At 57.2% G+C, this 24,933-nt stretch carries 22 protein-coding genes; 5 read left to right on the top strand and 17 right to left on the bottom strand.

Annotated features, from left to right (window positions below; translation table 11 throughout):
• From ACTRWH_RS06990 to ACTRWH_RS07005, 4 genes are all read right to left on the bottom strand, one after another.
• On the bottom strand, positions 1-916 hold a 916-nt coding region (locus tag ACTRWH_RS06990; protein WP_462826165.1), incomplete at its 3' end, for an alpha/beta fold hydrolase.
• Positions 917-1,070: 154 nt separating this feature from the next.
• On the bottom strand, positions 1,071-1,394 hold the full coding sequence (locus ACTRWH_RS06995; RefSeq protein ID WP_007155520.1) for a DUF3301 domain-containing protein: 324 nt from the start codon (positions 1,392-1,394) through the stop codon (positions 1,071-1,073).
• The gene (locus ACTRWH_RS07000) at positions 1,391-4,474 is read right to left on the bottom strand and encodes an efflux RND transporter permease subunit (RefSeq protein ID WP_036211011.1); all 3,084 of its coding nucleotides are present in this window, start codon (positions 4,472-4,474) and stop codon (positions 1,391-1,393) included. The genes ACTRWH_RS06995 and ACTRWH_RS07000 overlap by 4 nt, the downstream gene beginning before the upstream one ends.
• Positions 4,474-5,574, bottom strand: coding sequence for an efflux RND transporter periplasmic adaptor subunit (locus ACTRWH_RS07005; RefSeq protein WP_036211014.1), 1,101 nt, complete (start codon positions 5,572-5,574; stop codon positions 4,474-4,476). The genes ACTRWH_RS07000 and ACTRWH_RS07005 overlap by 1 nt, the downstream gene beginning before the upstream one ends.
• A gap of 314 nt (positions 5,575-5,888) precedes the next feature.
• On the opposite strand from ACTRWH_RS07005, the gene ACTRWH_RS07010 reads away from it, so the two are divergent.
• Positions 5,889-6,401: a DnaJ domain-containing protein gene (locus ACTRWH_RS07010; RefSeq protein ID WP_126811419.1), complete on the top strand. Its 513-nt coding sequence runs from the start codon at positions 5,889-5,891 to the stop codon at positions 6,399-6,401.
• A gap of 6 nt (positions 6,402-6,407) precedes the next feature.
• Here ACTRWH_RS07010 and ACTRWH_RS07015 read toward each other — a convergent pair whose 3' ends face one another.
• Positions 6,408-7,193, bottom strand: coding sequence for a secretin N-terminal domain-containing protein (locus ACTRWH_RS07015; RefSeq protein ID WP_462826166.1), 786 nt, complete (start codon positions 7,191-7,193; stop codon positions 6,408-6,410).
• Between the two features lie 361 nt (positions 7,194-7,554).
• Between ACTRWH_RS07015 and ACTRWH_RS07020 the strand changes: the two genes are divergently transcribed.
• Complete coding sequence (locus tag ACTRWH_RS07020; protein WP_126811423.1) at positions 7,555-8,613, top strand: 3-deoxy-7-phosphoheptulonate synthase; 1,059 nt, start codon at positions 7,555-7,557, stop codon at positions 8,611-8,613.
• Between the two features lie 148 nt (positions 8,614-8,761).
• Here the strand turns inward: ACTRWH_RS07020 and ACTRWH_RS07025 are convergent, their stop codons facing one another.
• Complete coding sequence (locus ACTRWH_RS07025; protein ID WP_036211026.1) at positions 8,762-9,427, bottom strand: LysE family translocator; 666 nt, start codon at positions 9,425-9,427, stop codon at positions 8,762-8,764.
• A 174-nt stretch (positions 9,428-9,601) separates the two neighbouring features.
• On the opposite strand from ACTRWH_RS07025, the gene ACTRWH_RS07030 reads away from it, so the two are divergent.
• The gene (locus ACTRWH_RS07030; RefSeq protein WP_036211029.1) at positions 9,602-11,044 is read left to right on the top strand and encodes a dihydrolipoyl dehydrogenase; all 1,443 of its coding nucleotides are present in this window, start codon (positions 9,602-9,604) and stop codon (positions 11,042-11,044) included.
• Positions 11,045-11,064: 20 nt separating this feature from the next.
• Here the strand turns inward: ACTRWH_RS07030 and ACTRWH_RS07035 are convergent, their stop codons facing one another.
• A complete protein-coding gene (locus ACTRWH_RS07035; protein WP_462826167.1) occupies positions 11,065-11,340 on the bottom strand; it encodes a DUF2061 domain-containing protein in 276 nt (91 codons plus the stop codon).
• 227 nt (positions 11,341-11,567) lie between these two features.
• On the opposite strand from ACTRWH_RS07035, the gene ACTRWH_RS07040 reads away from it, so the two are divergent.
• Both ACTRWH_RS07040 and ACTRWH_RS07045 read left to right on the top strand, forming a co-directional pair.
• Complete coding sequence (locus tag ACTRWH_RS07040; RefSeq protein ID WP_036211032.1) at positions 11,568-12,041, top strand: Dps family protein; 474 nt, start codon at positions 11,568-11,570, stop codon at positions 12,039-12,041.
• A gap of 181 nt (positions 12,042-12,222) precedes the next feature.
• The gene (locus tag ACTRWH_RS07045; RefSeq protein WP_462826168.1) at positions 12,223-13,926 is read left to right on the top strand and encodes a choice-of-anchor I family protein; all 1,704 of its coding nucleotides are present in this window, start codon (positions 12,223-12,225) and stop codon (positions 13,924-13,926) included.
• Between the two features lie 60 nt (positions 13,927-13,986).
• Here the strand turns inward: ACTRWH_RS07045 and ACTRWH_RS07050 are convergent, their stop codons facing one another.
• The 10 genes from ACTRWH_RS07050 to ACTRWH_RS07095 all read right to left on the bottom strand — a co-directional run bounded on the left by ACTRWH_RS07050 (position 13,987) and on the right by ACTRWH_RS07095 (position 24,926).
• Complete coding sequence (locus tag ACTRWH_RS07050; RefSeq protein ID WP_462826169.1) at positions 13,987-15,117, bottom strand: FAD-dependent monooxygenase; 1,131 nt, start codon at positions 15,115-15,117, stop codon at positions 13,987-13,989.
• Positions 15,118-15,119: 2 nt separating this feature from the next.
• Positions 15,120-16,439 (bottom strand): class I SAM-dependent methyltransferase, encoded by a 1,320-nt coding sequence (locus tag ACTRWH_RS07055; protein ID WP_462826170.1) that lies wholly within the window; start codon positions 16,437-16,439, stop codon positions 15,120-15,122.
• A gap of 287 nt (positions 16,440-16,726) precedes the next feature.
• Complete coding sequence (locus ACTRWH_RS07060; RefSeq protein WP_036211044.1) at positions 16,727-18,022, bottom strand: TRAP transporter large permease; 1,296 nt, start codon at positions 18,020-18,022, stop codon at positions 16,727-16,729.
• Entirely contained in the window at positions 18,019-18,564 is a 546-nt protein-coding gene (locus ACTRWH_RS07065) for a TRAP transporter small permease subunit (protein WP_036211047.1), read from the bottom strand. Before ACTRWH_RS07065 ends, ACTRWH_RS07060 begins: the two co-directional genes overlap by 4 nt.
• A 100-nt stretch (positions 18,565-18,664) precedes the next feature.
• Positions 18,665-19,741: a TRAP transporter substrate-binding protein gene (locus tag ACTRWH_RS07070; RefSeq protein ID WP_036211050.1), complete on the bottom strand. Its 1,077-nt coding sequence runs from the start codon at positions 19,739-19,741 to the stop codon at positions 18,665-18,667.
• Between the two features lie 182 nt (positions 19,742-19,923).
• The gene (locus ACTRWH_RS07075; protein ID WP_462826171.1) at positions 19,924-20,985 is read right to left on the bottom strand and encodes a PA0069 family radical SAM protein; all 1,062 of its coding nucleotides are present in this window, start codon (positions 20,983-20,985) and stop codon (positions 19,924-19,926) included.
• A 155-nt stretch (positions 20,986-21,140) separates the two neighbouring features.
• Positions 21,141-21,449 carry an antibiotic biosynthesis monooxygenase gene (locus tag ACTRWH_RS07080; RefSeq protein WP_462826172.1) on the bottom strand — a complete coding sequence of 103 codons (309 nt, stop codon included), beginning with the start codon at positions 21,447-21,449 and terminating at the stop codon, positions 21,141-21,143.
• Positions 21,450-22,088 carry a 3-oxo-tetronate 4-phosphate decarboxylase gene (otnC, locus tag ACTRWH_RS07085; RefSeq protein WP_462826173.1) on the bottom strand — a complete coding sequence of 213 codons (639 nt, stop codon included), beginning with the start codon at positions 22,086-22,088 and terminating at the stop codon, positions 21,450-21,452.
• Positions 22,072-23,364, bottom strand: coding sequence for a 3-oxo-tetronate kinase (gene otnK, locus ACTRWH_RS07090; protein WP_462826174.1), 1,293 nt, complete (start codon positions 23,362-23,364; stop codon positions 22,072-22,074). Before otnK ends, otnC begins: the two co-directional genes overlap by 17 nt.
• On the bottom strand, positions 23,361-24,926 hold the full coding sequence (locus tag ACTRWH_RS07095; protein ID WP_462826175.1) for a tripartite tricarboxylate transporter permease: 1,566 nt from the start codon (positions 24,924-24,926) through the stop codon (positions 23,361-23,363). The genes otnK and ACTRWH_RS07095 overlap by 4 nt, the downstream gene beginning before the upstream one ends.
• Positions 24,927-24,933 lie beyond the last annotated feature (7 nt).

Genomic DNA, 24,933 nt, shown 5'->3' on the forward strand with positions numbered 1-24,933 from the left:
GATTTTTCAGGCGGTTGGCATGGCTGCGATAGAGCGAGACCGGATTGGTCCGCCACGAACGAGCGCCGAACAGGTGATTGATGGCGTCTACGTGGTTCATGTCGTAGTGGGTGCCGATGACGTTGCCCATCTTGGTGGAACATTCGCCGACCAGGCCATCATTGGGCTCGTTGCCGAAAGCCAGCGAGGTAACACCCAGGAACGGGTCGGTGATGTCGGTCCAGTTGGTCCAGACCGATGTGCCGGTCCAGGAGAAGAACTTGATCCGGTTGCCGTTGATCCACACGTCTTCATTGGTGCCCGCGCATGACCACCGGTTCACCCCTTTCCAGCCGAGGGCGTTGTTCAACTGCGTGGTGCCCGGTGTGGTCAGAGTTTCCAGAGCGGCAATACCATCCTGTGGGTTGTTGGAGCCAGACAGTGCGTTGACCAGATCGCCAAGCGCGTTGGCAATGGCGCCGGCTCCACCTTCGACATAGCTGCCGGGTGGAATGATTCCCCGCGCGACGTCCGCGACTTTTGAGCCTTTGTTGACGCCATTGATAGATGTTACCGAGGCAACTTTGTGGGGAATAAGCGAGGCGGTCACGCGGGAGGTGGGCGCGCCCTGGCTGTGGGCCATGATGTTGACCTTCGAATGCCCAAGCCCGTTGATGTAATTGGCGAGTTGCTGGCCACGCTGCTCGCTGCTGTTCACAAAGGACACACTGGCGGAATATACCCGGGCGCCGCTGCGCTCAAGGTTCCAGGGAACGTTGTGGAAGTAATTGATCAGGCCACCGATGGTGTTGAAACCGGTCACACCGTGGACCAGAACGATGGGATGCTTTGTTTTGGTATAGCTGGCATGGCTGAGTGTGGGTGCTGCAAGCACGGCACAGCTCATGATCACCGCGAAAGTGATGAGTTTACGCATGGTTGACTCCTGTTGTTTTTGTGAGAAAGCACACCCTGTGAGGGCCGCTTTTTGTCGCCAATGCGTGGAGGATTATTTGCGATTGGGGCGGGAGTAAGAATCGCCCATTTGGGGGAGGTGATCTGTCGCGTCTACGGGGGGATGTGCCCGGAGGTTAGAGGTCCGGGCCGAAACGGTGGGGGTCCAGCTCCATATGGATGATGCGAGGGCCGAGCATGATGATTCTGCCGAGGTAGCGTTCCTCTCCGGTTGATGTGAATTCAAACAGGAAGCGGCGCCACACCCGGGTACGGCCGTTGTCGTCACGCTTGAACCATACGCCACGCAGGTACACGGCGTCGTCCAGCAGCATCACATCCATTTTCTTGCAGTAGTTCCTGGCTGCCTGAAGCACAAAGTCCTTGATGGCCTTGGCCCGCCACCAGTACCAGGTGGCGAAGCCGGCTACAAACAGCCAGAAGAGCGTTCCGAGGGTCACTGGGCGTGAGCCGTGTTCCCAGTGCTGCCATTTGCGTCGTCATCCGCCGCGGAGCCGTGGTGGTCACGGCCCAGGAGGATGTAGAACGCGGGCAACACGAAAATGGTGAACAGCGTACCGATGCCCAGGCCTGCACTGATGGTCAGGCCGATGGCGAACCGGCTTTCCGCGCCCGGGCCTACTGCAATCAACAGTGGAACCATGGCGAAGATCAGCGCCAGGGAGGTCATGACGATCGGGCGCAGACGGATGGCCGCCGCTTCCACGACTGCCTCGCGCTTGTTCAGGCCCTTGTCCACCTGCAGCTGGTTGGCAAACTCCACGATCAGTATCCCGTTCTTGGACACGACACCGATGAGGGTGATCAGGCCCACCTGCGTGTAGATGTTCATGGTGGCAAAGCCGAGCACAATGAAGGCCATGGCCCCAGCCACCGACATCGGTACTGATACAAGGATGATGAACGGGTCGCGCCAGCTTTCGAACTGGGCTGCCAGCACCAGGTAGATCACCAGCAATGACAGGAAGAAGGTAACCACCAATGCGCTACCCTGATTCGCGAACTGACGCGATTCCCCGGTGTAGTCGAACGAGAAACCCTGCGGGAAACTGTCTGCGGCGGCATTCTCCATGAAGGCCATGGCATCGCCCACTGTCACGCCCGGCGTCACAACGCCCTGCAGGGTCAATGAGTTCAACTGGTTGAACTGGGTGCGTTGTGACGGCTCCACGTCTTTCTGGAAGCTGATGACGCTTGATAGCGGAACCAGGCTGCCGCTGTCGGCACGAATGTAATAGTCATTGAGCGCCTGCTCGTCCAGGCGGAAATCCTGGTCGACCTGGGGAATGACCTGATATGAGCGGCCCTGCATGTTGAAGCGGTTGATGTAGCCACCGCCCAGCATGCTGGACATGGCACGGCCAACATCCTGCATCGACAGCCCAAGATCCGCCACCCGGTCACGGTCGACGTTGATGCGGGTAACCGGGCGGTCAAAGTCGATAGATTTCTGCAGGAACATGAAGTTGCCGCTTTGCATGGCCTGTCCGAGCAGGTCATTGGCAACGTCATTCAGGCGCTCGTAGTCCTCGCCCGTGGTGATCACAAACTGGAATGGCAGGCCGCCACCGGAACCCGGAAGGGAAGGTCTGGGGAAAACGGCGGTCTGCAGGCCGGTGACGTTTTTCAGTTCCTGGTCAAGCTGTGGCTGAACCTCGAACTGGCTGATGTCACGCTCGGACCAGGGCTTCATTTTGAAGCCGCCGAACACGGCGTTGGGCCCGGTAATGCCGAGAATCATGAAATCCTCATGGTAGCCGGGTACCGTCGACATACGCTCCTGCACCTCATCGCCGTGTTCCTGGAGATAGTCGAGGGTGGACGTCTGGGGACCAAGCCCCTGATAGAACAGGATGCCCTGGTCTTCAGTGGGTGCCAGCTCATTCTGGCTCATGGCCACCATGAAATAAATCGATCCCAGCACCACGATGGCGAAGAAAATCACCACGGACTTGGTGTCCATCAATGACGCAAGAGCACGTTTGTACCCATTGGCCAGGCCGCCGAAGGAGCGCTCCACGACCTGCTCGAACCGCCCTGGATTGCCGTGGGGCTTGAGGATCTTGCCGGACAGCATTGGCGACAGGGTCAGTGCCACGATGCCGGAAATAACGACGGTGCCGGCCAGGGTAAATGCGAACTCGGTGAACAGTGAGCCAACCAGTCCGCCCATGAACCCGATTGGAGCATAGACCGCCACCAGGGTTGTGGTCATGGCGATGATCGGTGTTGCCATTTCGCGGGCACCGTTCAGGGCCGCGTTGAAGCGGGACTCGCCCTCTTCAATGTGGCGGTGGACGTTTTCCACCATGATGATCGCGTCGTCCACGACAAGACCGATGGCGAGTACCATCGACAGCAGTGTCAGCAGGTTCAGTGAGAAGCCCATCATCAGCATGAAAAAGGCGCCGCCAACCAGAGACAGAGGCACCGCCACGGACGGAACCACGGCTGCCCTGACTGAGCCCAGGCAGATGAAGACCACCACCAGAACGATAACCAGCGCCTCCAGCAGTGTCTGGATAACCTCTTTAATCGAACTGTCGATAAAGTCGGACGCATCGTAGGCCAGGCGGACATTCATGCCGGAAGGCAGTTGGCTTTCAATCCCCGGAAGTTCATCTTTGACCAGCTTTGCAACCGTCAACGGGTTAGCGCCGGGTGACAGTTCAATGGCTACGTAGGTTGCTGGCTGGCCCTTGTACAGGGCCAACTGATCGTAGGTCTCGGAGCCCAGTTCAACGCGGGCAATGTCCCGCAGGCGGATCAGTGAGCCGTCGGATTCCTTGACCACCAGATCCTTGAACTGCTCCGGATCACCGACGTCGGTGTCGCTGGTCATGCTGATCTTGGTGTATTTGCCCTTGGTGTTGCCTACCGCCGCCTGATAGTTGTTGCGCAGCAGTACATCCACCACTTCCTGAGGAGTCATATCGACAGCGGACAGACGCTCTGGGTCCAGCCAGACCCGTAAGGCGAACTGGCGACCCAACAGGTCGGCCTTGCCCACGCCGGACAACGCCTGCAGCTTGGGCTGCACCACCCGCGTCAGGTAGTCCGTGATCTGGGGTACCTCCAGCTCATCGCTGTAAAAGGCGATGTACATCAGCGCGGTGGAATCGCCGGTTGTGGAGGTTATTACCGGGTCCTGCGCATCGGCGGGCAGCACGTTGCGCTGACTGGCCACTTTTGCCTGAATCTCGGCCAGCGCTGCGTTGGCGTCGTAGTTCAGCACCATCTTGGCTTCAATGGTGGATTGCCCCTGGGAACTTGTGGACGTGAGGTAGTCGATGCCGCTGGCTTCAGCGATGGCCTGCTGCAATGGTGTGGTGATGAACCCTTTTACCAGCTCAGAGCCTGCGCCGGGGTAGGCGGTTGTCACCGTGACGGTGGTGCTTTCAAGTTCCGGGTACTGACGGATTTCCATCTCCATCGCTGCCCGGGCCCCGAGCAGCAGGATCAGCAGGCTGACCACCGTCGCCAGGACGGGGCGCTGTATGAATATGTCGGTGAAACGCATTACTTGGACGCCTCCGCCGGCTGCTCATCTTCCTGGACTTCAACGCGCTGGCCAGCCCTCAATCTCAGCAGGCCCTTGGCGACGACCTGCTCACCTTCCTTCAGGCCTTCGAGCACCGCAACGCGACTGTTCCGGGTATTGCCGGTCTGGACGGTGCGACGATTGACGACCAATTCACCGTCATCATTCTCTTCGACAACAAACACGAAATCGCCGTAGGTGTTGTAGGAAATGGCGGTTCTCGGCACGGTGACAACCTCCTGATCTTGGGGTTGCCTGGTTGCGACCGTGGCGAACATGCCCGGGCGAAGCTGGTTCTCCTCGTTGCCAAGCGTGGCACGAATCCGGACGGTACGGGTTTGCGGATTAACCGACGTGTTGATGGCGCTGACCTGGCCGGCAAAATCACTGTCGGGGATGGCCGCAACGGTCGCCACTACGTCGTAGCCCTGTTGCACCATGGGCAGATCTTTTTCCGAGAGGGTGTAATCCACGTAGATCGGATCGAGCATGTTGATTTCGACGATCGGCGTACCGGTACCAATGTATTCGCCCTGATCCACCAGACGGAGGCCAAGCTTGCCGTCAAAAGGCGCGCGGATGATTTTCTTGCTCAACTGGGCTTCGGCTTCATTGACCCTTGCCCGTGCTGCGTCGAAATTGGCCTTGGCTTCATCGTACTGGGATTGCGACACGGCGCGCTTGGGAAGCAGGTCGGACACCCGCTTGAACTCCTGCTCCGCGAGCTGTGCCTCGGCACGGCGTGTGCGCAATGCGGCTTCATCAATGGCGGCGTCCAGGCGGATCAGGATGTCGCCTTTTTTCACCGTATCACCTGACTCGAACGCGATGTTCTCAACCACACCGGGAACTTCGTTCGCCACTTCAATACCATTGATGGCTTCAACGCTGCCAACGGCTTTGATCTCAGGTGTCCACATCTCGGTGCTGGCCATGGTCGCGGAAATTTTCGCCGGCGGCTGTGGCTGGGAAAATTGTTCCTGCATCTGGCCGAACTGGTAGAACTTGTAACCAAAAATGCCGCCGAGCACGACACCGAGAAAGATGAGTACAATCAGGAAGCGGGAGGCAGTGCGCATAATTCAGGTCCTGGGTCGTATGTCCGTTACAGGTAATCGTGTTAGCTTTGCAGGCTCCTGATCCCGTAGGGATGGAGTTGCCCGGCTCGTCGGGGGCTGTGTTGGCAAGGACTCGTCAACAAACCGTAAAGAATAGCATCCTATACAAGCGAGAGGGTTGCTGTCACTGATTTGTCAGTGAAAATGCGTACAATTACTGTGCTCCAGGCGCCTTCGCCGGCCTTGCCCAGGTGGGACCGGGAGCTCATCCCGTTCATTAGGTTGCCAAACAAGAATGACAGATTTACGACTTGGTCATCTATAAGGATTGGCGGATGCAATGGATTCTTGGTATTGCACTGGCGGCAGCCGTATTTATTGTGCTGAAGCAGTGGGGCGCGCTATCACCGGAAAAGAAAAAGGCCGCTACCTGGAAAATCGTGTTGGTGGCGGGGGGCGCTCTGCTGTTGTTCATGGTGCTGACCGGGCGGGTGCATGTACTGACCGCTGCGGTGGCCGCCCTTTTACCACTACTGAGAAAGCTGCCAGCCTTACTGAAGTTTGCCCCGACAATCAGCCGCCTGTTCGGGCAGAACCAGCAGAATGGGTCTGATAATGACGACACTGCCACCCACCACGAGCACAGGCAAAAAAGCGCCAGTTCCGGCAATATGTCGATCAGCGAAGCCTGTGAGGTTCTTGGGGTTGCGCCAGACTGTACAGATGACGAGGTCGTGCAGGCGCATCGACGTTTGATCCAGAAACTCCACCCCGATCGAGGCGGCAACGATTACCTGGCCGCAAAGATCAACGAAGCCAAGAGTGTCTTGCTGAAACGCCGTATCTGACCGGCCTTAAAGAACCTCAACCTTTACCTCGAAGGTCTGGTTCTGACGGCGACTGTTCCCAGTTTGGTAGGTGATGCCGGACTGCTCACCTGCTCGCTGTTGGCGCGTGCTGCCGAGTTCCACCCATTCACCGGGTTCTACCCGGCGTATGGTCATCACCGCCTCGGTGTCGTAGCCGGGCGGGTTGCCCTTCGGGTCTTCCTCAAAAGAAACGATGTTCAGTTCGACCGCCTGATCTGAAATCACCTGCGGACTGACCAGGAAGCCGCTTCGGGTTTCGACCTGTCCCAGAAACGCCGCTGGATTACGGCCCCCGCGGATAGCGACCGGTACGGTGCGGATCTGGCCGGAGGAAATATGAGCGGATTGCCCATCCTGAACGATCAGCGTGCGTTCCTGATTCCGCCGTGTCGTGGTGACCTTGCGTTCGGCCTGCACGCTGACCTGGTTGTTGTTGATGGAAAACCCGCCGCCACCGGTTTTGGCATCCACGTTGTGTCGGGAACGAACCGTAATACGCATCTGTGAGGGGGCAACGTCCATGGTCTCCACCAGCCTGCCAATTTCATCCAGCACCTCTGGTTCACCACGAACCACCATTTGCTGTCCGCGAGCGGTGATCGACACTTGGCCATCCGGATAAAGTTCGCGGATCTGTTGCGCCACACCCTCTGCGGAGCGCTGTGCCATCTGGTAAGTACGGGCCTCAGGCGCCGCTGCTAGAGCGCCTGAAAAAAGCAGCAGGATCAGCAACAAAGAAAGCGTGGGCCGACAATTCATCGCTGTGTTCATGAGTGACTCCGGGACTGGTAGGGCCGCAATACCTGCAAAAAACCGAATTTACGGGTTGCAAAGCCGGAAACCGGGGATATATATTGGAAAGCATGAAGACGACACACGCGACCTGTCAATTGAATGTTCTGCAAGCTTTCGGTGAAAAATCGATCGCTGCGGTCGCTGCTGTGTTTTTTTGGTGGTTTGGTTATGGCTATTTTAGCCAGAGCCCGGGCCGCCCATAAGATCTTCATCGACCGAATAACGAGGAAGGCAGCCCGGCAGAAACCCAGGCTGCCACCGGACTCAAAAAGCCCCGACTGGTAGCCACCAGCCGGGGCTTTTTTGATTCTGACACAGGGAAACGGGAACACTGACCATGAACATGTCGCTGAACATCGAGACACTGAACGAGACCCAGCAGCCATCAGAGGCTGAGCCGGGAACCCGGGAAGTGCCGCTGCCGACACCAGCCGAACTGCGAGCCAGCCTGCCGGTTCCTGCTCACATTCAGGCGCGGATTCGCCAGCACCGGGATGCTATTCGCCGGATACTCAACGGCGAGGACCCGAGAACGCTGGTGGTCGTCGGCCCCTGCTCCATCCACGACGAAGTGGCGGCACTGGAGTATGGCGAGAAGCTCAAAGCGCTGGCGGATGATGTTAGCGACCGTTTCCTGATTGTGATGCGTACCTACCTCGAAAAACCCCGAACCACCGTTGGCTGGAAAGGCCTGCTCTATGACCCGGAGCGCACTGGCAGCGGAAACCTCAACGAAGGCCTGCTGCGTTCCCGGCGCCTGCTGTTGAACCTGTCAGACATGGGCCTGCCATTGGCCACGGAAGCCCTGAGTCCGTTCGCCATGGATTACCTTGGTGACCTCGTCAGTTGGACCGCCATCGGTGCCCGCACCACTGAGTCCCAGGTTCACCGTGAAATGGTCAGCGGTCTGCCGATGCCGACCGGTTTCAAGAACGGCACCGACGGCAGCATTGGCGTTGCCATCAACGCCATGAAATCAGCGGCCCATCCCCATCACCGGTTCGGCATAGGCAGTCATGGCGCACCCGCGATGATTACCACCGAGGGCAACCCCGATACACACCTGGTATTACGGGGCGGGCGAGGTATTACAAACTACGATGCGGAGAGTGTCCGCGAGGCCGTGGATGCCTTGTCCAGCGCAGGTGTTTCTGCTTCGGTGATGGTCGATTGCAGTCATGATAACGCTCAAAAGCAATCATCGCGGCAACTGGAGATAGCGAAGGAAGTCATGTTCCAGAAGCGGTCGGGTAACCGAAATATTGTTGGATTGATGCTGGAAAGTTTTCTTGAAGAAGGGCGTCAAAATGACAGCGACGATTTAATTTACGGATGTTCCCTAACGGATCCCTGCATTGGCTGGAAGCAAACGGAAGAATTGCTCAGATCGATTTAACGGGAGATATCACCCAGTTCCGATGTGCCGGGCGGGTAGCCTTGGTCAGGACCGTGGAGCGCCAGGGATGGCGCGACCGAGCCCCACATGGACGTGCTTGTGGGCGTGTCCTGGCCAAGGCTACCCGCCTGGCTCAGGCAATCGGCTCTCAGTCCTGGCCGGGGTTAAGGGCCTCGCCCCCGTCCCCAGACACTGTTGAAAACAGTAACTGCCCCGCCAGTAACAAGAGAACGCCCCCCATCAGCCGGTCCAGCCAATAGCCGAAACGGTTAAATCCCCTGCGGATCTGCGGCAGGGTGAAGAATACCGCCACGGCCATGAACCACAGGCCGGTGGCCACTGCCATATAGACGCCATAAGCCGTTTGAATCGCAATCGGCGTACCCGGGCTGATGATCACGGAAAAGAGTGATACGAAGAACAGCGTGGCTTTCGGGTTCAGGGTATTGGTCAGAAAACCCAGCCGATAGGCCGCGAAACCGCTTTGCCGACCACCGTTTGCCGTTTCGACATGAATGCCGCCGGCTTTCGAGCGCAGACACTGTATCGCGATCCAGGTGAGATAGAGGGCGCCAACCACTTTGAGAATGCTGAACAGCACCAGCGACTGCTGGATGATCAGGCCAATGCCCAGCAGGGAATACCCCACGTGGATCAGAATTCCCGTGCCAATGCCGAAGGCCGTCAGCAGGGCGTTACGACGGCTTTGGCACAGCGCCTGGCGAAGCATCACGGCAAAGTCTGGCCCTGGGCTGGCGACGGCCAGGAAGTGAACGAGGGCGACGGTGATGAATTCCGGCCAGTAGTTGTGCATACCTTTTATCTCCAGGAAAGCTCCGTTACAGGGCGCCAGTCTAGAAGGCGCGGTTGAAAAAGTCCCGCATCGAATGCTGCGACGTCTTTGGTTGGCAACTGAACGGTTTCCCGAATTCACTCCTATACTGAGGCAGAACCATGAAATTTGTAGGCGGTGAGGGGAGTTGTAGACGTGGAAAAACGCAAAGTGGATGTCGCTGTTATTGGCGCGGGTACCGCTGGCATGAGCGCCTATCGCGCTGCCCGAAAGCATACGGATAATATCGTTTTGATTGAAGGGGGTGCCTACGGTACCACCTGTGCCAGTGTCGGCTGTATGCCCAGCAAGCTGTTGATTGCGGCGGCCGACAGTGCCCATCAATTGCACAAGGCACCTACGTTTGGTGTTCATCCCGGTGACATCCGAATTGATGGCAAGGAGGTGATGGCGCGTGTCCGCAGGGAGCGGGACCGGTTCGTCAGCTTTGTGGTGGAGGCTGTAGAGGGGTTTCCCGAGGCTCACCGGCTTCGCGGCCAGGCCCGGTTCCTGTCGCCTCACCGAATTGTTGTCGGCGAGAAAGTGGAGGTGGAAGCCGCCCGTGTGGTCATTGCCACCGGTTCCAGGCCGAACATCCCCGGCTTTCTCAAGGACGCCAAGGACCGACTGGTGGTGAATGATGACATTTTCGAGTGGGACGACCTGCCTGGGTCCGTTGCCGTGTTCGGTCCCGGCATAATCGGCCTGGAACTGGGGCAGGCGCTCAGTCGGCTGGGGGTTCGGGTGCGGATGTTTGGTGTCAGCGGAAGTCTTGGGCCGCTTCAGGAGGAAGCGATTCGCAACTACGCGCTGAAAACATTCAATGAAGAATTTCCGTTGGATACCAGCGCCAAGGTCCGGTCGGTTGAGCGAACGGACGACGGCGTGCGTATTCGCTTTTCGGGAGCGGATCGCAGTGAAACCACGGAAACTTTCGACTATCTATTGGCAGCCACCGGGCGTCGCCCCAATGTCGACAGTCTGGATATACAGAACGCGGATATTGCCGAGGATGATCATGGCTCACCGCTGTTCGATCATTACACGCTTCAGTGCGGTGACAGTCATATCTTTATCGCTGGAGATGCCAACAATGAAGTGCCACTGCTCCATGAGGCGGCTGATGAGGGGCGAATAGCCGGCGATAACGCGGCTCGATACCCGGATGTGCGGGCGGGGCTGCGCCGGGTGCCATTGGGCATCGTGTTCACCGATCCACAGATCGCCACGGTGGGGATGACCCTCAACGAAGTCGATGAGCGTTGTAAGGGTGGTTATGCCGTTGGTGAGGTTTCTTTCGAAGGGCAGGGGCGCAGTCGCGTTATTGGCGCTAATAAGGGCTTGCTGCATGTCTACGGTGAGCGGGGCAGTGGGTTATTTCTGGGCGCGGAGATGTTTGGCCCCGCAGCCGAACACATCGGACACTTGCTGGCCTGGGCTCTGCAGAAGCGCATGACGGTGAGCGAGATGCTGACCATGCCGTTCTACCACCCGGTAATTGAGGAAGGAGTCCGTACGGCATTGCGTGACCTCAACCGCAAGCTGGATATTGGGCCACAACCGATTGAGCATTGTCTGGATTGCGGCCCGGGTGGTTAGAGTCTGGGAGATGGCCCTGATCAGAAACTCCGGGCGACCGGGGTTGCCTCCGCACCAGAGACGCCCCTTGTAATCTGCTGCTTCCGCGCCCATATCTTTTCATGAAAGAAATAGGCCACCGTGTTAATCGCTGGTTCTACCATGGCAATCAGGCTGCCAATCAGGATGTCGCCGGTCAGCAGGTAAGCAACGGTAAAGGCCACGGTGAAGTGGGTAATGGCGAATGTGATGGTTTTCAGCAACGAGTTGTCACCCTTTGAACCATGGTCATGGAAAAACATCTTCAGGGCACTCATAGTCAGTCAGCTCCGCAAGTGCGATGGATATGGGTCCATTCAACAGCAATTGAGAATCGTTGTTAAATAAATAATATGCAGATTTTTGATAGCCCTTAGCTATTACTTGGTCTTGCCAGAGATTAGTAAGAGCTATCAAGAAGATTGGATAACTAAACTTTATCTATTCACGATTCCTGGTTAGATTAGCCACCAGTACATTCCGGTAACTGTCAAGGAGACACGTTATGAGCAAGAACTTTATTGGTCTGGACACTGAAAAGACCCAGAGCCTGGCGAACGCACTGAACGATCTGCTGTCCAACTACCAGATCTTCTACATGAACGTTCGTGGCTATCACTGGAACATCAAAGGTGACAACTTTTTCGAACTGCATGCCAAGTTTGAAGAGCTTTATGACGACCTGCTGTTGAAGATTGACGAGATAGCCGAGCGGGTGCTGACCCTCGGGCACAGGCCTGCACACGCCTACAGCACCTACATCGAAAAATCCGAGGTGCCTGAGCGAAAGGATGTGGCCGATGGTAAAGATGCTGTTGAAAACATCGTGGAGAGCTTCGCCAAGCTGATTGGTAAGCAGCGGGAGTTGCTTCACCTGGCTGGCGATGCGGACGACGAGGGCACCGTTGCGTTGATGAGCGACTACATCTCTCAGCAGGAAAAGACGGTATGGATGTACCGTAGCTACCTCGGCCAATAAAGCCCTTGAAGCTCTCAATCACTTGAGCAAGTGTTGATAATGGCGACCGCACGGTCGCCATTTTTTTGCTGATACCACCTTTCCTGAGCAGTTCTGACTTAAAAGTGACGCATTTCTGTCACCTCTTCTCCATAAAGTGTCGTGTACAACCACACGTGTATCGACAGAAGAAGAGGCAAACATGACATTCCAGAACTCACTCCTTACGGCAGCTATCCTCGCATCCACCCTGGGCCTGGCGGCCTGCGACGGTGATGACGGCGACGATGGCAGCGCGGGTTCGTCCGGCACCAGCCAGACCCTGATTGAGCTGAATACCCTCGGCACCTATGCAAGTGGTGCTTTCGATGAAGGCGCAGCGGAAATCGTGGCTCACGATCCCGCCAACCAGCGTCTGTTTGTCATCAATGCCAACGATTCGACCGTGGACGTGCTGGACATCCAGGACCCGGAGATGCCGGTCAAGCTCAGCACCATTGATGCCACCGCCGAAGGTGCTTCCGCGAACAGCGTGGCGGTCTACGGCGATCTCGTGGCCGTCGCCATTGAAGCCAACGTCAAGCAGGACAACGGCAAGGTGGTGTTCTATAACAGCACCGACCTGAACAAGGTGGGTGAAGTAGAGGCGGGCGCCCTGCCGGATATGCTGACCTTTACCCGCGATGGCCAGAAGCTCCTGGTGGCCAACGAGGGCGAACCCAGTGATGACTACAGTGTTGACCCGGAGGGTTCCGTTAGCATTGTTGACCTGTCCAACGGCGTGGCTGCGGCGACGGTCACCACGGCCGGGTTCGCCAGCTTCAACGGTCAGCTGGCCGAACTTATGGAACAGGGCCTGAGAGTGTTCGGGCCGGGCGCCACTCTGGCACAGGATCTGGAGCCGGAATACATTGCGATCTCTATCGACGGTGAAAAAGCCTGGGTCGCGATGCAGGAGGCAAATGCCGTTGCCGAACTGGACATCGCGACCGGGGAGATTACCGCCATTATTCCGTTGGGTTTCAAGGATCACAGCATCATCGGCAACGAATTGGATGCCAGCAACGACGACAGCGGCATCAACATTCGCAACTGGCCGGTGAAAGGCATTTACCATCCGGATGCCATGACCAGCTACGGTTTTAACGGAAAAACCTATTACATCACCGCCAACGAGGGTGATTCCCGGGATTACGACGGCTTCAGTGAGGAATTCCGCGTCGCCGACCTGACGCTGGATGCCATGGCCTTCCCGAACGCTGCCGAGTTGCAGGAAGACGCTAACCTGGGACGCCTGAACGTCACATCCACCCTGGGTTTTGGCAATTCCTGCGCGCCCAGCGATCCTGCCAACGTCATTCTCGTGGGCGGTGAGTATGACCGGAGCTATGTGGAGAATAACTGTGTCTACAGTGAGCTCTACGCCTACGGTGCGCGTTCGTTTTCAATCTGGTCGGAAACCGGCGAGCGGGTCTTCGACAGCGGCAGTGAATTCGAGCGCATTACCGCAAGCCTGATCCCGGACAATTTCAACAGCAATAATGACGAAAATGCGTTCGACAACCGCTCCGACGATAAGGGGCCAGAGCCTGAGGCGGTCACCGTGGGTACCATTAATGGCCAGACCTTTGCCTTTATCGGCCTTGAACGGGTTGGGGGCATCATGGTCTATAACGTGACCAATCCGCAGAACCCGGAATTCGTCCAGTACCTCAATAACCGCGACTTCTCTGCCTCCCAGACCGATCTTGAGAGTGGAATGGCGGGTGATCTTGGGCCCGAGGGGCTTGCCTTTATCGCTGCTGACGACAGCCCCAATGGCAAGCCAATGTTAGCGGTAGGCAACGAGGTGAGTGGCACGACCACTCTGTATGGTATCGATGTGATTGAACTGGCCGCTGACTGACCGTCGGCGTGATAAGGAGAACCGGACCGGGTACTGCCCGATCCGGTTCTATACGTTCTCTCAACCCTGGGAGACCGTCGCCAGTGGTGGCACCTGCTGATGCAGGAACCATTTTTCGGTGACCACCTTGCGGGTAAACCAGTGAGACCGCATCAGGGTACTGGCCAATGGCATTTTGACCCAGTCCGGCACTTGCCAGCCCTCATCCTGAGGCATGGCGCGATTACCAAAACGGCTGGCAATAGCTTCGCCGTAGGCCTGCAGTGCCTGGGCGGAATAATCCTCCTGGTCGCGAATAATGTCTGCCGCCATCAACGCAGACTCGATGGCAGGGCGAATACCCTCGCCGCTCTGGGTGTAGGCCAAGCCGGCGGAATCCCCGATCAACAGCAGGCCGTCATCGGCCAGTTGTCTCTCCGCGTGGGCGTATAGCAGGTAGGCATGACCTTTGAACTTGCCCGGTAAATCGGCCGGTATGCGTCCTTCGGATTTCATTTCCTCCAGGAAGGCGTTGAGGTGCTCGGTCAGTTTGTGATTGTCTTCCCGGCCAAGGCCGATATTGAGGAAATTACCTTTTCGGAACACCCAGGCATAGCCCTTCAGGTCGCGGCAGAACCAGAGCTCGGGGGTGTCGCCACGAGCTTCGCACACCTCGGCCTGTTGAGGCGTCATCTCGAATTCCACCTCTTTGGCCGCCACTACGACTTCGTGGCTGCCGGGGCCGTCTCCCATCAGCTTCGCCACCGGGCAGAAATGGCCCCCGGCACCTACGATCAGGGGCGCCTCCCAGGTATCGTTGATCACCCAGTTGCCATCGCGACGAACAATGGACTTGACCGGTGTGTTCAGTTGCTTCGGCACGGCTGTCCTGTCCAGAAGAAACGCATCGAACTCGCAGCGTCGTATGCCGTAGCTGACAATCTCACCGTGGTCATTTTCCACCGCCGATTGCCCCATCATGCCTATACGGAACCGCCGGATGGGTTGAAGGGTTCGTCCGGTGCCGTAGTGGTTGATGTCGATATCGAGACTGTCCATCACCGCAGGAGTAACCCAGCCGGCGCAGGTCTTGTCCCGAGGAAAGTCCTGCTTGTCGATTACCAGAATGCGTTTGCCGCTGTCCTGCAGTGCGTGGGCGAGGGTGGAGCCGGCAGGCCCGGCACCTACGATAATCAGGTCGTAGTAGTCCATGACTATGCCTCCGGAGCTGCGGGGGACGAATAGATGTCCTGGCGGTTTTGTGGCAGCTGGTTGTTCCCGCCATGGGTGAAGACCACCTGGAACAGTTGCAGTGACCCGGCGCGGAAGGCGGCTATGGAGCCGGCGAGGTACATTTCCCAGGCCCGGGCAAAGTGCCCGTCGTACATTTCTGTGACCTTGTCCATGTTGCTTCTGAACCGTTCCATCCAGTGGGTCAGCGTCTGTGCGTAGTGCAGTCTGAGGTTTTCGACATCCAGCACCGAAAAGTCGCTGTGTTCGCAGATACCCATGAACTCAGAGATACTCGGTGGGTAAGCACCCGGAAAGATGCGTTTCTCGATCCAGGCGTTCATCAGCATGGGCCGGTTGCGACCGATGCTGTGCAGTAACGCCAGGCCGTCCGGCTTCAGGGAACGACTGATAAGCTCCGACAGCGCCAGGTAATTGTCCTTGCCGACATGCTCCAGCATGCCGATGGACACAAAGGCGTCATATTGGCCGCTGATGTTGCGGTAGTCATCTTCAACGTATTCAATCAGGTGGTCCAGCTGCTGACGCCTGGCTTCTTCCCGGGCGTACGTCAGCTGTTCTTTCGAGATGTTGTAGCAATGCACCTTCACGCCGTAATTCCGGGCCATATAACGCGCCAGACCACCCCAGCCACAGCCGGCTTCCACAACCGTCATGCCGGGTTTCAGTCGTAACTTGCGGCAAACGTGCTCCAGCTTGGCCAGTTGGGCCTGTTCCAGGGTCAAATCCGGCGTTTCGTAATAGGCGCAGGTGTACTGCATTTCGGCATGATCCAGCCAGAGCCGGTAAAACTCGTTGCCCAGATCGTAATGGTGGTGAATGTTCTCCCGGGCTTCAGAAACGCCAGTAGAGCGGGGGTTATGGTTGCGCCACAGGGCTTCCAGCCATTTGGGCCATTTCTGCCTTGCGTTGTGAATTGAGCGGTAAAGTGTCTCCATCAGCTCCGAAAGGTCGCCATCTACCTGCAGCCTGCCTGCACTGTATAGATCTCCAAACGCCAGGTTGGGGTTGGTAACCAGCGTAAACAGCGCCTTGGGGTCTGTCAGTTTGAGCGTAAAGCGGGCATGGCCTTCTTCAGGGTCAATGAATTCGTTGTTCCACAACTGGAACCGTAGCGGCGGTGACCCGGCCATGCGCATTAGTTTGGCGATCAGCCAGCGTTCATAACTGTGAGGCTCACGGTCCGCCTGCTGCTCTTCCAGGGGCAACGTCAGGACGTGAGGCCTGTCCTCCGGTCGGTCGTTGGTGGGCGCTGGGGTCTTCCGGGCGGTGCTTTGGCTCATGGATACATATCTCCCTTTTTCAGCTGGTTAATCACGGACTGAAGTCGGCGGGCTTGGCCGACAGTGATTCAGCATCAGGGCGTGTCCCGATATCACAACTGAGAATCGCCTGCTTCCTCTTTAGTATAGAAAACAAGCGTGTTTTGTCATATCCCCCCACACACACCAAAGAATGGAGGGCTGCTATTGGGGTAATAGGTAAAAGGGGTAAAAGCGGGAATGGCGGGCGAAAAAAACCGGGGCTGCACGGCCCCGGCTTGTCGGTGTGCTGTCGACTGGCGCCGACGTCAGTAGGTCGAACTCATGCCAAACCATTCCGGGAAAATCACGATCATCGCCAGCACCAGTACCTGCATCAGGATAAACGGTAGTACCCCTTTGTAGATATCGGTGGTCTGTACACCGGGTGGTGATACGCCTTTGAGATAGAACAGACTGAACCCGAATGGGGGCGTCAGGAAACTGGTTTGCAGGTTCATGGCAATCAGAATCGCGAACCACAGCATGTTGATGCCCATGGCTTCCGCCACCGGTGCCAGGATCGGCACGATGATGAACGAAATTTCCACGAAGTCGATGAAGAAGCCCAGCACCAGGATGACCAGCATGGCCAGGATAATGAAGCCCCATTTTTCGCCGGGAAGCTGCAGTAGCCATTCTTCCAGCAGGTAATCGCCACCGGTGTAGCTGAACACCATCGAGAATGCGGTTGCACCGACGAGGATGGCGAACACCATGGCAGTGACCTTCACCGTGTCCTTTGAGGCATCCCACACCATCTTGAAGGAGAACTGGCGGTAAATGATGGCCAGCACCACGGCGCCGACACCACCGAGCGCCGAAGATTCCGTGGGGGTGGCAATACCGGCAAAGATGGAGCCCAGTACGACGATGATCAACGCCAGCGGCGGGATAATCGCCAGCAGCGCTGCACGGATTTCCTTGCCCCGTGACAGTCCGCTGTCATCCGGCATGGCGGGGCCGGTTTCAGGCTTGAAGCGGGTGAGAACAAGGATGTAGATGATGTACAGACCGACCAGCACCACACCCGGGATAACGGCTGCCCTGAAGAGGTCGCCAACCGGGAGCCCGAGCACGTCGCCAAGGATAATCAGGATAATCGAAGGCGGTACGATCTGGCCCAGTGTGCCGGACGCACAGATAGTGCCCGTTGCAAGCCGCTTGTCGTAGTTATGGGCCAGCATCACGGGGAGAGAGATCAGACCCATGGCTACCACACTGGCACCGACGACGCCCGTTGATGCGGCGAGCAGGGCACCTACCAGGATGGTGGAAATGGCCAGGCCCCCTGGCAATCCACCGAACAGGCGGCCCATGGAGGTCAGCAATTGCTCGGCCAGCCGCGTGCGTTGCAGGACCACACCCATGAAGATGAACAATGGCACCGCCATCAGCACCGTGTTCTGCATGACGCTCATGATGCGATAGGGCATGAAAGCAAACAGATCCATGCCTTCGGCATAGATCCCGAAAAACAGGGCAACGCCGCCAAAGGTAAAGGCAACCGGGAAGCCCAGCATCAGCAGGAGGAGGGCGGCTCCGAACATAATCATACCGATCATGCGAGACCCTCCGCGCCGTGCTTGGGCTCATAGGTCTTGTCGCCGGAGATAACCCGTATTGCGAAGGTCACCATGTTGAACCCGGCGATACCGGTAAACACCGCGGAAATCGGGATCACGCTCTTGATCACCCAGCGATGGGGTAGCCCACCCGGGTCGCCGCTGCCTTCGCCCATGCTGTAGGACTCAACGGCAAAATCGTAACCGTAGTTCCAGATCAGGTAGGCAAAGGGGATGACAAAGATAACAGCACCAACGATGTTGACCCAGGCCTTGGTCTTGTCACGCCAGCGGGTGTAGAAAACGTCTACGCGAACATGGCCGTCCGTGCGCAATGCGTAGGGGATGCCCAGCAGGAACACCACGGAATAGAGATGCCACTCCATTTCCTGCATACCGATCGAAACTTCATTGAAAGCGTAGCGGGCTACTACGTCGTAGAAGACGTTACCGGCCATCAGAATCATTGCGGCACAGGCCACCCAGCCGCAAAAAATGGACAGGGTGGCCAGGCCCTCGTCCAGCTTGATAATCCAACGCATTGATTGTCCTCCGCCAGCGAGCCGGCGATTTTTCAATTGCTATAAACGACAAAACCGGGATCACTGCTAGAGCGATCCCGGCTCAGTTACTGCCGATATGTTACTCGACTTCTGCCATCGTGTTTAGGTAGGCCCGCTCGGAAATGTCCGTGTAGGCCCGGCTCTTCTCAAGATATTCCTGTTGGGATTTTACAATCTTTGCGGCTTGCTCATTGTTCGCTGCCGCTTCTTTCAGGAGTTTCTCGTTGGCCTCGTGCATGGCCTGGAAGATTTCCTCAGGGAATTTCTTGATCTGTACGTTCGGGTACTCTTCCTTGATGTTGGCCCAGGCTTCTGCGTTTGCGTGCTGAGAGTGAACCAGCATGTCGTAGGAGGCTGTGCGCATGGCGACGCGCATGATTTCACGAAGGTCGGCTGGCAGTTCTTCCCATACCTTCTTGTTCACCAGGAACTGCAGCTCCGTGGCGGGCTCGTGCCAGCCAGTGTAGTAATAGTCCGCAATTTGCTGGAAACCGAGACGCAGATCCAGGGAAGGACCAACCCACTCAACCGCGTCAATGGTGTTGCGTTCCAGGGCTGTGTAAAGCTCGCCAGGTGGGATGTTGGTCGGATTAACGCCTACTTCTGCAAACACCTCACCGGCGAAGCCAGGAATACGCATCTTCAGGCCCTGCAGGTCTTCGAGAGTGTTGATTTCCTTGCGAAACCAGCCGCCCATCTGAACGCCGGTGTTGCCACCCGGGAACGACAGCATGTTGTGGGGTTCGTAAACCTCCTGCATCAGTTCCATACCACCGCCGTGGTAGAACCAGGCGTATTGTTCCATCGCGTTCATGCCGAAAGGCATGCTGGTGAAGAACAGGGTGTTGGGTACTTTGCCTTTCCAGTAGTAGGACGCGGAATGACCCATGTCGTACTGGCCGGCCTTGACCATATCAAAGACACCGAAGGGCGCTTTGTGCTTGTTTGACGAGTCGATGCGGACCTTCAGGCGGCCGTCGGACATTTTTTCGACAGTTTCAGCGAACCGTTTGGTGGTGTCACCGAAAATCGGGAAGTTGGGCCCCCAGGTCTCGGCCAGGCGCAGGGTAAACGTGTCTTGAGCGAGGGCTTGTGTGGAAGCAAAGGTAGTTGCTACAGCCAGCACAGCCGCGGATAGAACAGAACGGATCTTCATTGCTCTTCTAGCCTCTTTTGTCGTTGTTGTGTTGAGAGCCTCTCCCTCTGTCTGGGAAAGTAACTCCTAATTCTAGTTCAAGTTATCAACAAACGTTAAGAAACGGAATGAAAAACCCGCCTCTGTACGACCTAGGTCTTACGACTTTCTCCCGCTGGTCAGCATGAGGTAATGTTCCCGGTCTAGAACAATCCTATCTGCTCACCCGCAGGACGCCTGAAGAGGTCGCTTCTAAGGGGCTCTGCCTGATGAAGGTTCAGGCCCAGTTGCCTTGCGCGCTTTGCGAAGCGCTGGCGGACAAGATCTGCGTAGGGGCCCGTTCCTGTCATTCTGCGCCCGAACTGGGCTTCGTAACTTTTGCCACCCCGCAAATCGCGCATGCGATTCATCACATGACTGGCCCGGTCCGGAAAATGCCGCTGCAACCAGTCCTGGAACAGTTCATCCAGTTCCAGCGGCAGGCGAAGCATGATCCAGCTTGCCCGTTCCGCACCTGCCTCTGCTGCGGCCCCCAGAATGCTCTCAATTTCATGATCGTTGATGAACGGGATAACCGGCCCCAGGATGATGCCCGTTGGCACGCCGGCAGCGGCCAGCTCACGGATGACTTTCAGGCGTGTCGCCGGCGCTGCAGTGCGAGGTTCCATCTGGCGCTTCAGGGTATTGTCCAGGGTGGTCAAGCTGACCCGAACGGAACACAGGCCCTGATGTGCCAGTTCTGACAGCAGGTCCAGATCCCGCAGAATCAGTGCCCCCTTGGTGATAATGGACACCGGATGGTGATACTCGACCAACACCTTGAGGACGTCGCGGGTAATTTCCCGATGCTTCTCAACCGGCTGATAGGCATCGGTGTTCACGCCAAGGGCAATTGGCGACACACGGTAGCCGGGTTTATCGAGCTCCCTTCGAAGCTGTTCCGCAGCATTGGGTTTGGCGATCAGCCGGGTTTCGAAGTCCAGCCCCGGCGACATGTCCCAGTACGCATGGGTAGGCCGGGCAAAGCAGTATATGCACGCATGCTCGCAGCCCCGGTACGGGTTTATGGACTGGTCGAACGGCACATCCGGCGACTGGTTCCGGCTGATAATCGTACGTACCTGCTCATCCACGACTTCGGTTGCCAGGGAGTCCGGGCAGGTATCGTCAGCGGGGTCCTGATACCAGCCATCGTCGTATTGGCGGTCCGTCACTATGGGCTGGAAACGATTCTGTGGATTGAGCGGCGTCGCGCGCGTATTCATCATCGGGCCCCATAAACTGTATGTATATACAGTTTATGACAAGCAAAGATCGCAGGCAACCGGGAGGGTGATCGTTGCGACCATCACCTGAGTGGCTATGCCAGAAATGCAAAACTCTTTTTGGTCCGCAGAGTAACGCTACAGGTTTGTGGCATTTATATCTGGTTGGTTAAGCAACTGGCGAGACGTTTTCCCTGGAAAAGTGCCTTGGTCGCTACGAATGGTTTGGCTTGAGTATTGAAGGCATTGAAGTGCACTGTCTCAAGGTGACGCATGAACGCGGCCTGATCGGTATAGAGTTCGTAGAGATAGAAGACGCCGTCGTTTTCATTATCCTGAACCACATCAAAGACGTGACAGTCAGGTTCGTCACGAAGGCTGTTTTCTGCCTGGGTGATGAGCAGGCGCTTCAGTTCTTCCTCACTTCCGGGATGTGCTTCAAATCGAACAATGATGGCGTACATTTATTTTTTCCCGAAGCGTGTGTTTAGTTCATCGACCTGTGCGGTATCCAGGGGCCGGGTTCGCATGCCCTGCAGAAGCAGAAATAGCTTGGCGGTTTCCTCCAGCTCTTCCATTGCGAAGGCGGCGTTGTCGAGACTGGTTCCAGCGACCACAGGGCCGTGGTTGGCAAGCAACACGGCGTGGTGCTCGCCGGCAAGTTTGCCGACCGCCCCCGCGAGATCCGGATCCCCCGGCGGAAAGTAGGGGACCATGGGTAGCTGACCTACACGCATCACGAAGTAGGGGGTCAATGGCGGCAAGACACTCGTGCAGTCTTCGCAATCTAGACAACTGACAGCGGTGGCATGGGAGGAGTGCAAATGAACAACGGCCTCTGCGTCGTGGCGGCAGTCGTACATTGTCTGGTGCAAAAACGCTTCTTTGGTCGGCTTGTCACCGCTGATTAACCGGCCGTTGGCGTCAAGTCGGGACAGACGGGCAGGGTCCAGGTTACCCATGGTGGAGCCGGTAGGGGTCATCAGCCAGCCGTTATCAAGGCGAACACTGATATTACCAGAGGCACCGAAGGTCAGGCCGCGTTGGAACATAGACAGCGCCAGTTCGCAGATTCGTTCCCGCATTTTATTTTCGTGATTCATTGGCCATTCTCCACGCTTCTTCAAACAGATCAGGGCCGCCGAAATTGCCTGATTTCAGGGCCAGCCCCACGGTGTCGGTATCGCTATTTCGGCTGACGGTCCAGGGCACGCCGGGGGCAATTTCCGGGCCGATTTCGAGCTGTCGGATGCCGAGCGCATTGACGACGGCGCCCGAGGTTTCTCCGCCGGCCACGATCAGTTTGCGCGTGCCTGTCTCGTATGCGTGACAGGCCAGTTGCCCATAGGCGCGTTCAATAATGGCGCCGGCCTGTTCGCCACCGTTGGCCTGCTGGAACCTGGCGACATCGTCGGGAGTAGACGACGAATACACCAATGGTGGCAGTGAACCGTTTTTCTGGGTATGGGTGACCCAGGCACAGACGTTTTGAAGTTCACGATCGTCCGCTATCAGATCGAAGGGATCGAGATGATAAACGGGGAAACCGGCCTCACGGGCGCGCTGGATCTGTGCGCGGGTGGCAACGGAGCAGCTGCCGGCCAGGGCGAGTGTTGCGCCTGGCGGATATTCAAAGTGATCAGTTGCATCAGTGCTGGCAAGAATGCCTTGCTGGCGGAAATTTTCGGGTAGGCCGGCTGCAACTCCAGAGCCGCCGGTCACCAGTGCGTGTTCCGCGCAGGCTTTGCCAATTTGCAGTAAATCCTGATCGCAAAGGGCATCGACAATCACCAGCGATTGCCCCTGTTCCGATGCAGACGAGATGGCTGCAGTAATCGAATCGGCACCCTGTGACACGACTTGCCAGGGCACCAGGCCGACCCGCCCCTGTGCCTGGCGTTGTAAGACCCGGACCAGATTGGCGTCCCGCATTGGCGTGAGCGGGTGGTCTTTCAGGGGAGACTCGTTAAGCAGTTGGTTGCCGACGAAAAGGTGGCCTTGATACACACTACGTCCGTTCGCCGGAAATGAAGGGCAGGCGACAGTCACCGGTGCGTTCAAAGCATTCTGCAATGCCTCGGTGACGGGGCCGATATTGCCGTGATCCGTGGAGTCGAACGTAGAGCAGTATTTAAAGACGATTTGCCTGGCCCCAGCTTCCTGCAACACAGCCAGTGCAGCCATCGACTGTTCGATAGCGCGTTGAGGCTCAATGGTTCTGGATTTCAGTGCCACAACAACGGCGTCTACATTTTCGAACTTGGTGCCGGGTTCAGGCACACCGGAGACCTGAATCGTTCGCATACCATTGCGAACCAGCGTCAGCCCGAGATCTGTTGCGCCGGTCAGGTCGTCGGCAATACAGCCAAGCAGGATCATTTCAGTTGTTCTCCGTTGGAGTGGGTGGCGTTTCTGCGTTTTAGGCGTTGCTGCAGGCTGGCAACCAACTTGTCCCGGCAGCGTTTCCAGGCCGGCACCTGCGATAGGATTGTCAGGAGAATGGCGGTGATCAGAATCACCGAAACCGGCCGCTCAAAAAAACCGCCAAGGCTGCCTTCGGACACCATCAGAGCGCGTCTCAGGTTTTCATCGGCCATGGGCCCCAGGATCACGCCAATCACCAGAGGTGAAATGGGGTAATCCATTTCGCTAAGGAAAAAGGCAGCGATACCCACCGGAACCATCAGGTAGAGGTTTATGACGTTCAGCCCGAGCGCATAGGAACCGATAACCGACATCACGGCGACAATGGGTAGGAAAAGCGGTGCCGGAACTCGCAACACCTTGATGACATGCTTGGCGAGAAACATGCCATTGAGCCACATGGCCAGAGAGGCCAGTGCCATGATGGCAGTGAGTTGAATGAGAAAGTCCGGCTGGGTAATGGCGACCATCGGGCCGGGGTTCAGGCCATGGAGCATCAGTGCTCCGAGCAGCATAACCGCAGGTGGGCTGCCGGGAATGCCCAGTGTGGTCAGTGGGATTAGCGCACCGCCGATGCAGGCATTGTTCGCGGTTTCTGAAGAGATAACGCCAGCAGGCTCGCCGGTGCCAAAGCGTTCCGGGTGAGGGTGCGTGTTTTTCGCGGTGCCGTAGGACACCCAGCCGGCGATATCTTCACCGACACCGGGTACGGCGCCGATGCCGACGCCCATCAGGGAGGAGCGTACAATGTGCCGCATGTTCTTAAGGATGCTGCGGAATTCAGGCAGTATTCGTTTCACCGGCTGCGGCTTGCCCAGCTTCAGGCGGTCGCGCATGGAGCGGATGATCTGAGGCAGTGCGAATGCACCGATCAACACCGGGACCACTTCGATGCCACTGTCCAGTTCCGGAACGCCAAAGGTGAAGCGGGGGAAGAACTGAAGTTGATCACGCCCGATACACGCCAGTGCCAGGCCAAGTAGCCCCGCAATCCAGCCTTTGTAAACCAGATCGGTGCTCGTCAGCGTGCCGCTGATGATGATGCCGAAGAAAGCCAGCAGAAAGAACTCATAAGAAGTGAACTGCAGCGCTGCGTCGGAAATCAGCGGTGCAAAGGCCACCAGTGCAATCATTCCGATCAGGGTGCCAATGAAAGACGCGGTGGTGGTCAGGCCAAGGGCTCTGCCTCCTTCGCCCCGCTGTGCCATGGGATAGCCGTCCAGAGCGGTAGCGGCACCGGCCGCAGTGCCCGGGATATTGATCAGGATCGATGGGTAGGAGCCACCGTAAACGGCGCCCACGTACATGGCAATCAATGACACCAGAGCGGTTTCCAGGTTCATCGAATAGGTCAGCGTGGTAAGCAGGGCAACGCCAAGAGTGGCTGTCAGCCCGGGCATAGCGCCAAAAATAATTCCCAGGAAACTGGAGCCGAACAGTAGAAGTACTGTCCACGGGTCCGTCAGCATTTGCCAGATGGTTTGCCCGAAGACTGCGAGGTCGGATAAGAAACCCATAGTTGCC

Source organism: Marinobacter sp. G5_S1_61_S3 (assembly GCF_054968585.1).